Here is a 6739-nt window from a genome sequence, read left to right as displayed (position 1 = left end):
CGATATGCAGGCGAATATCGCCCTGATTGTGTTTGACGTAGGTCGGCGAAAGAGGCTTGCCTTTTACGGTCGCCGCCTGTCGGCAATACTCCCCGTCCGCTCGCCAGAAATCTTGCAGGTAGGCAATGAAGCCGCTGTCGCTTGTATCGCGTTCCGTCAACACTCCCGCCGTCAATAACTGCCGCGCTGCCTTTTCCGCTGTTGCCTTCGGGTTGCCTAAAGGAACGCCGGTTGACCGGCGGCAAGCCCACGCTGATTTTTCATAATCCCAGAACTTGGCGTACCAGCATGAACTGTTTTGCCTGCGGAAGACGCAATACTCGCTGTGCCGTGAAACCGATATGCGCATAAAAAACTCCTTCGCGGGTACCAGTTTGGGTACCACCGCATTTACGAAGTGTTTTAACGCCGGTTTTCCGGTAGTTAAATCCATATACAATAGACAGATAACAAAAAGCCGTCTTATAAGGCGCGTAGCCAGCTTCGCTACGCGCCCAATAATAAAATTACTATAATCAGCCACGAAAAAAATGTCAAGCAGCTTACCAGCGCGCGGTCAAACCACAATGGAAATACCCTTATTGGACAAGTCATTTGACAGATATGGCTTTGAGTTTTTGCCTGCCAACACCTTTATTATTTGGTAGGCAAATGATATGGAGCAATGTCGCAAAACGATACTCGGTTTTCTTTGCTATTGCTGAAGGAATGATGACGTAATGTGAATAGGCGGATTCATACATTTGGCAAAAACGGCGAGAAACGTAACGAATGACGTCCGCGATGACCGTAATAGAACGAAAATATCACCTGCCTCCTATATCAGCCACTCATAAATCTCTATAAACGCCTTTCGCAGAGGTGTTTAGGAGCCGGCGGTGTGGACGGGAATATAGGTGTAACTGGAACAGCATACACAAGCGGTTTTCCCGCCGGCGGGACAAGGGAAAATGCTGGCGGACGCCGCAATAGGCGAGCCTGACGGGGATACCTTTATGATAGATTCGACATATATCAAGGCACACGCGGACGCATGCGGGGCGTACGGCGGCACTCAGGACATTAGCCGCACAAAAGGGGGCTGAACAGCAAATTACACTTGGCAGTTGACGAGTACGGGATACCGGCAAGCGGCATTGTGACAAACGGTACTGTCGCGGATTGTAATCAAGCGCCTTTCCTTATGGAGGATTTGGAGGCGGAAGCGTTCCTCGCAGACAAGGCGTATGACACGAACGAGCTGCTAGATATGCTTAAGGAAGCGGATATAACAGCAGTCATCCCTCCGGTTAAAAGCCGAAAAGAGCAGAGAGCGTACAGTCATGAGCTGTATCGGGCACGGCACGTCATTGAAAACGTCTTCTATGCCCTCAAGCGCTGGCGCGGAATCACTACGCGCTACGCAAAGCTCACCGCTTCCTTCATCGCCGCTATTCATGTCAGGTGTTTATTCCTCTACCTTCCAGTCCACACTACCTAGGGCAGGACAGAGGTTTTACTCTCTGCCGAGTTCTTTCAAAGAATTCGGTCGTTCGGCGTAGCCGAACGCTTAATCAGCCACGACGAGCCGTTATTCTGCACCGATACCAGCCCGCGTTTTTCCGCGTCGAGCGCCAGCTTTTTGAACTGCGAATAGCCGAACTCGTGGAAGTTGATTTTGCGCGCAAGCAGCCTCGATACGTCCTGAAAGTTCGTCCACGAGTCTCCGGAGGGAATGCAGGCGCACAGCACAGCGAACACTTCCGGCACCGTTATCTTGCCGCGCGCGGCGGCAGCGTCGAGGCACAGAGAGCGCTCGTCCTCGTCCGCAAAGCGCACCGCCGTATTCTGCGCCGCCTCGCGGATAAACGCTTTCCACGTGCGGTAGCCCAGCTTCCGCTCGTCGAAGCTGCTGTTCAGAAGCTTCATCCTGATTTTCACCGCGCCTATCGCCGGGTCGCGTCCGCCCTTCCTGCCCTGTTCCTTTTCGCCCAGCATAATGCCGATAGTCTCGACCAGAAGCTGGAACGCCTGCGGCTTGGAGATAATCTCGGTGCCGTTCGTATCCTCCGCGGCGGCGTCGGCGGAGCCGTCGTCGATAATCTCGCGGTAGTCGAGGTATTCGTCCGCCATATTGAGCAGGTCTTCCGACGCGTTGTTCTTCACGTCGCAGATGATGAGCGTCTCCTTGCCGTATTTTCGGAGCGACAGAAGCAGCGGGCGGAAATCCGCGTCTCCGGTGATAAGCACGTAGGCGTCGATATGCGCGTACTGAAAAATCAGCTCGACGCCGTGCGCCACCATAGACATATCGGAACTGTCCTTCCGCGAGGCGGGCACGTGAATCAGCTCGAAGCTGTTTGCCGCCAGCTCGCCCGCGGTGTATTTGATATGGCTGCGGTTCCAGTCGCCGAACGCCATAGCGTACGAGATTTTGCCCTTCGCGGAAATCGTGTCGATTATCGACTGAATATAACCCGACCCCGCGGTCGGCGTAACGTTCTCAATGTCCCATAAGATTGCAATGTTTTTCATAAGTATCCTTCTCTCTATTGCGGGTTATATCCGCTGAGCGCCGCGCTGGGTCCCTGCCCGTCCGCGTGTGCCGCCGCATGCGCGGCGTGCGTCTTTGCCCGCCTCAAAAAATCGCCGCCGCTTCCGGGGATATACTCTTTTCCGCTCATTCGTCCGCTTTTTTATGCCGTTTTGCACAGCATTCCGGTCTTCGTTGCGTGCAGAATAAGTCTCGCCGCACACGCAGCGAGGCTTGCGCTGCGTCCCGCGGGGGCTTCGCGGGCGCAGCCCCGCCGACTATGCGCCGCCGATCAGCCCGGCTTTATGCCTTATAGCTGCACGCCACGCTCGATTTTAGCGAGGAAGCGTTCTTTCGCCTTGCCGGAAAACGGGCAGTCGCCGCCGCCCAGCATGACGCGGAGCGCGTCCGCTTCGTCTCGCGAAAGCGATATTCCGCCGCGCTGGTGGTTCTCGAACGAGGCGGTCGCAAGCGGAGCCACCGCCCGCGCTATGCGGAGTAGGACTTCCGCGTATTCCCAGATTTCTTTCTGCGCGTGGAGGTCGAGCCGGAGGCGCAGAAAATGGAAGAGGTTGTGCAGGTCGATTTGCCAGTACATTTCCGTGTAGACCGAGAGCGGCAGGCAGACGCGGGCGATTTCGCGCGAAAGCCCGCTCTGGATAAGCTCGCCGTAGACACGGTAGGCGTCGCGCTGTCCGCGCTCAAGCGATGCGCGGACTTTCTCCGCGAATTCGGGCGGCGCAGCTTCTTCCGCCCTGCCTTGCCGATTATCCGCGCTCTGAAACGCGACGTCTTCCGCGCGGGGGACGTAGAACTCGCCGCGCAGCACCGAGTAGCGCCCCGAAATCTCGTTGAGGCGGGCGGTGCGGTGCCGGAGCCACTGGCGGGCGACGAAAACCGGCAGCTTCACGTGGAACGCAAGCACCACCTGCTCAAACGGCGACGTGTGGCTGTTCCGCAGCAGGTGGTCTATGAGCGCGCCGTCTTCGCGCACGGTCTTCGTCCCCTCGCCGTAAGACACCCGCGCCGCCTGCACGATTCGCGCGTCTCCGCCGAGATAATCGACCAGACGGACAAAACCCTTATCCAGCACGGGGAACTCTTTGTCGAGCAGAGCTTCCGCTTCGGGGACTACGCAATGCGCCATGAAACCCTCCGCCCAAAAGTATAGCCAAGACGTTCGTGTTATACAACCGGCGTCTGTCCGCCGGTTGTGTAGGCGCGGAGCGTTCCGAGAGCGCAAAGCATTTGCTTCCGGCAAGGCGGTCAGCAACCGTGCAGAAAATCATCGCTATGACATCGGGAAATCGCGTCGTCGCACACGCGTGTCGGGGAAATTCGTCTGTACCGACTCGGCGCAAGCCGAAAAGCCTGCTCATGCAGGCAAGGGAGAGTAAAGAGAATACATATTTCATTGCGTGCATTTTTGTGTTCCAGCCGCCACACGGCTTCCTTATCGTTTTTTAACGCCCAATGAGCGTAGGGGCGCTTTGACCGATGTCGAATCCAGTGAAAAAACCTTCGCTTCGACTGCATTTCCCGGCTGAAGCATGGCGGAGACCTGCTCTCATACGCCGCTTTTGTCCGGCGGCTGAACCGCACATAAATGGTGTGCCCCTTGTCGAACTTTTCGGATGGCGCCCGCCCATGAGCGCCCGTTCTTACATATATCAACAAGCGTGTTGAGCGCCGTCAGGTTCTCTATATCTCTACGTTCCCCCGCTGCTTCGGCAGCGGTTCCAGTATCCGCCAATATTGCTCTTCAGTCAGTCCCATGCCTTTTGTTATCATATTTTGTACAGTGTGAACCCGTCCTAGGTAGTGTGGACTAAAAAAAATGAAGGCATTCACCGTCACGATATAAGCGACGAGGCGCGGGAACGCATAAAAGATCTGTTGCCCGGACAGGCAGGGAAGCACGGGGGCAGGATATCAACCGTACAAAAGGGGGCTGAACAGCAAATTACATTTGGCGGTTGACGAGTACGGGATACCGGCAAGCGGCATTGTGACAAACGGTACTGTCGCGGATTGTAATCAAGCGCCTTTCCTTATGGAGGATTTGGAGGCGGAAGCGTTCCTCGCAGACAAGGCGTATGACACGAACGAGCTGCTTGATATGCTTAAGGAAGCGGATATAACAGCAGTCATCCCTCCGGTTAAAAGCCGGAAAGAGCAACGAGCGTATAACCATGAACTGTATCGGGCACGGCACGTTATTGAAAATGTCTTCCGTGCTCTTAAGCGCTGGCGGTTTGTATTCTTTGCGCTGTAATCAAAACGGTCTTGGATGGCACTGACTGTCGTCCACGCCTTTATCTAATCTCGCCTCCTATGTCGAGTTTTTCAGAAACTCGAACATTCGGCTACCGCCGAATGCGAAATGTTGCGTATCTGTACAGTGCATCGATTGGAAGGTTGTCAGTTTCAAAAAAAATGAACAAAAATTATAGGAAAAACCAACTAACTTTGCTGTTTTTTAGGTAGTGTGGACTAGATATAGAGAAAGAGATAAAATAGAAGGCATGAATGAAATTCTCAGTCGTTTGCTGAGGAGATTTTTATTGAAATCGCCTTTTGCACCCTCAAACACTGACGGGGAATCACCACGCGCTACGCGAAGCTCACCGCTTCCTTCATCGCCGCCATTCATGTCAGGTGCGTGTTTCTCTACATTCCAGTCCACACTACCTAGCCAGTGTGGGCCAAAGATAAGGAAAAGAGGTAAAATGGGAAGTATGAAAAAAAATGAAGGCATTCATCGGCACAATATAAGCGACGAGGCGTGGGAACGGATAAAAGACCTGCTGCCCGGACAGGCAGGAAAACGCGGGGGAGTGGCGAAAGACAACCGTTTGTTTATCAACGCGGTAGCGTGGCAGACGCGCACGGGCGCTCCGTGGAGAGACATGCCGCCAGAATTCGGGAACTGGAACAGCATACACAAGCGGTTTTGCCGTTGGCGGGACAAGGGAAAACGCTGGCGGACGCCGCAATAGGCGAGCCTGCCGGGGATATCCGTATGATAGATTCGACGTATATCAAGGCACACGCGGACGCATGCGGAGCACAAGGCGGCACTCAGGACATTAGTCGTACAAAAGGGGGCTGAACAGCAAATTGCACCTTGTGGTTGACGAGTACGGGATGCCGGCAAGCGGCATTGTGACAAGCGGTACTGTCGCGGACTGCAGCCAAGCGCCTCTCTTTATGGATGGTTTAGAGGCGGAAGCGTTTCTTGCGGACAAAGCGTATGACACGAACGAACTGCTCGATGTGCTTAAGGAAGCGGATATAGCAACCGTCATCCCTCCGGTTAAAAGCTGGAAAGAGCAACGAGCGTATAACCATGAACTGTATCGGGCACGGCACGTCATTGAAAACGTCTTCCGTGCCCTCAAGCGCTGGCGGGGAATTGCTACGCGCTACGCAAAGCTCACCGCTTCCTTCATCGCCGCTATTCATGTCAGGTGTTTATTCCTCTACCTTTAAGTCCACACTACCTAGATTGCAGCGCAATTCCGCCTCGTCTAGATGCGCCACTTTCTGCTCCTTGCCGAAACGCCGCGCTATTCGGTCAACATAACAGTAACTGCAACCGTGCGGACACTTACCCTTGATAGGGTTCCACGTGTGGGTTATGAACGGGTACATATCGCCCCGCGCTTTTCTTAACGGCATTGTTTAGCTCCCTCGTATTTCCTGTCGCACTCCATGCACTCGCCCTCATCATTCCACCCGCCGCGCTTTACTGCGCACCCTGCGCACAGGTTATCGCCGCATGTGTAGCAGTTGCCCCAATACACGCCATCAACCCCTTTGTTCTCGTCAACCTCTTGACCGCATACATCACAATTCATTTATTTCTCCTTTTTCCTTCTTATGCTTTTCTCTTGCTTCGTTATCCCAATGGCTTTCAGTTCGTTTTGCCAGTATGCCTCGCATTTTTTTCTGTCCCTGCACTCAGCTTCATGACACCAGCGGACAAAAATGCACTGCTCATTGCGGCTTTTCTGGTTCACTGTATTTTTATCCCAACCGGTCGAGCATGGCAGGGGTTACGGCGGAAAGCCCGGACGCGCGGGCTATTTTTGCAAGCGCTAGGTAGCGTGGACTGGAAGGTAGAGAAACAAACACCTGACATGAATGGCGGCGATGAAGGAAGCGGTGAGCTTTGCATAGCGCGTAGCAATTCCCCGCCAGCGCTTGAGGGCACGGAAGACGGTT

General features: G+C 54.3%; 11 protein-coding genes and 2 pseudogenes. 5 read left to right on the top strand and 8 right to left on the bottom strand.

Annotation, left to right across the window (positions count from 1 at the left end; all coding sequences use genetic code 11):
* Positions 1-349 (bottom strand): hypothetical protein (locus AWU74_RS03100; RefSeq protein ID WP_162504724.1); only part of this gene is annotated, 349 nt, incomplete at its 3' end.
* A 601-nt stretch (positions 350-950) separates the two neighbouring features.
* On the opposite strand from AWU74_RS03100, the gene AWU74_RS13130 reads away from it, so the two are divergent.
* The gene (locus AWU74_RS13130) at positions 951-1085 is read left to right on the top strand and encodes a hypothetical protein (protein WP_306700926.1); all 135 of its coding nucleotides are present in this window, start codon (positions 951-953) and stop codon (positions 1083-1085) included.
* A 14-nt stretch (positions 1086-1099) separates the two neighbouring features.
* Positions 1100-1480: a transposase gene (locus tag AWU74_RS03095; protein WP_162504723.1), complete on the top strand. Its 381-nt coding sequence runs from the start codon at positions 1100-1102 to the stop codon at positions 1478-1480.
* A 35-nt stretch (positions 1481-1515) separates the two neighbouring features.
* On the opposite strand, the gene AWU74_RS03090 is transcribed toward AWU74_RS03095, so the two are convergent.
* From AWU74_RS03090 to thyX, 3 genes are all read right to left on the bottom strand, one after another.
* Positions 1516-2514 (bottom strand): NYN domain-containing protein, encoded by a 999-nt coding sequence (locus AWU74_RS03090; protein WP_062327467.1) that lies wholly within the window; start codon positions 2512-2514, stop codon positions 1516-1518.
* A 14-nt stretch (positions 2515-2528) separates the two neighbouring features.
* Positions 2529-2663 carry a hypothetical protein gene (locus AWU74_RS13125; RefSeq protein WP_306700925.1) on the bottom strand — a complete coding sequence of 45 codons (135 nt, stop codon included), beginning with the start codon at positions 2661-2663 and terminating at the stop codon, positions 2529-2531.
* 159 nt (positions 2664-2822) lie between these two features.
* Positions 2823-3659, bottom strand: coding sequence for an FAD-dependent thymidylate synthase (gene thyX / locus AWU74_RS03085; protein ID WP_062327464.1), 837 nt, complete (start codon positions 3657-3659; stop codon positions 2823-2825).
* 674 nt (positions 3660-4333) lie between these two features.
* Between thyX and AWU74_RS11485 the strand changes: the two genes are divergently transcribed.
* Positions 4334-4492 carry a hypothetical protein gene (locus AWU74_RS11485; RefSeq protein ID WP_162482110.1) on the top strand — a complete coding sequence of 53 codons (159 nt, stop codon included), beginning with the start codon at positions 4334-4336 and terminating at the stop codon, positions 4490-4492.
* Positions 4482-4787, top strand: coding sequence for a transposase (locus tag AWU74_RS03075; RefSeq protein WP_062327457.1), 306 nt, complete (start codon positions 4482-4484; stop codon positions 4785-4787). The genes AWU74_RS11485 and AWU74_RS03075 overlap by 11 nt, the downstream gene beginning before the upstream one ends.
* 204 nt (positions 4788-4991) lie before the next feature.
* Here AWU74_RS03075 and AWU74_RS11480 read toward each other — a convergent pair whose 3' ends face one another.
* A complete protein-coding gene (locus AWU74_RS11480) occupies positions 4992-5165 on the bottom strand; it encodes a hypothetical protein (protein ID WP_187150809.1) in 174 nt (57 codons plus the stop codon).
* Between the two features lie 85 nt (positions 5166-5250).
* On the opposite strand from AWU74_RS11480, the pseudogene AWU74_RS03070 reads away from it, so the two are divergent.
* A pseudogene (locus AWU74_RS03070) lies at positions 5251-6004 on the top strand (IS5 family transposase).
* Here AWU74_RS03070 and AWU74_RS10090 read toward each other — a convergent pair.
* The 3 genes and pseudogenes from AWU74_RS10090 to AWU74_RS10080 form a co-directional block, all read right to left on the bottom strand.
* A complete protein-coding gene (locus tag AWU74_RS10090) occupies positions 5987-6193 on the bottom strand; it encodes a hypothetical protein (protein ID WP_162504722.1) in 207 nt (68 codons plus the stop codon). The pseudogene AWU74_RS03070 and the gene AWU74_RS10090 sit on opposite strands and share 18 nt — an antisense overlap.
* Positions 6184-6372: a hypothetical protein gene (locus tag AWU74_RS10085; RefSeq protein ID WP_162504721.1), complete on the bottom strand. Its 189-nt coding sequence runs from the start codon at positions 6370-6372 to the stop codon at positions 6184-6186. The genes AWU74_RS10090 and AWU74_RS10085 overlap by 10 nt, the downstream gene beginning before the upstream one ends.
* Before the next feature lie 240 nt (positions 6373-6612).
* Positions 6613-6739 (bottom strand): annotated as a pseudogene (locus tag AWU74_RS10080) (IS5/IS1182 family transposase); the annotation flags it as partial.

It is taken from the genome of Treponema endosymbiont of Eucomonympha sp. (assembly GCF_001028545.1).
The sequence above is the reverse complement of the archived record's forward strand: the minus strand, read 5'-3'. Positions and strand labels throughout refer to the sequence as shown.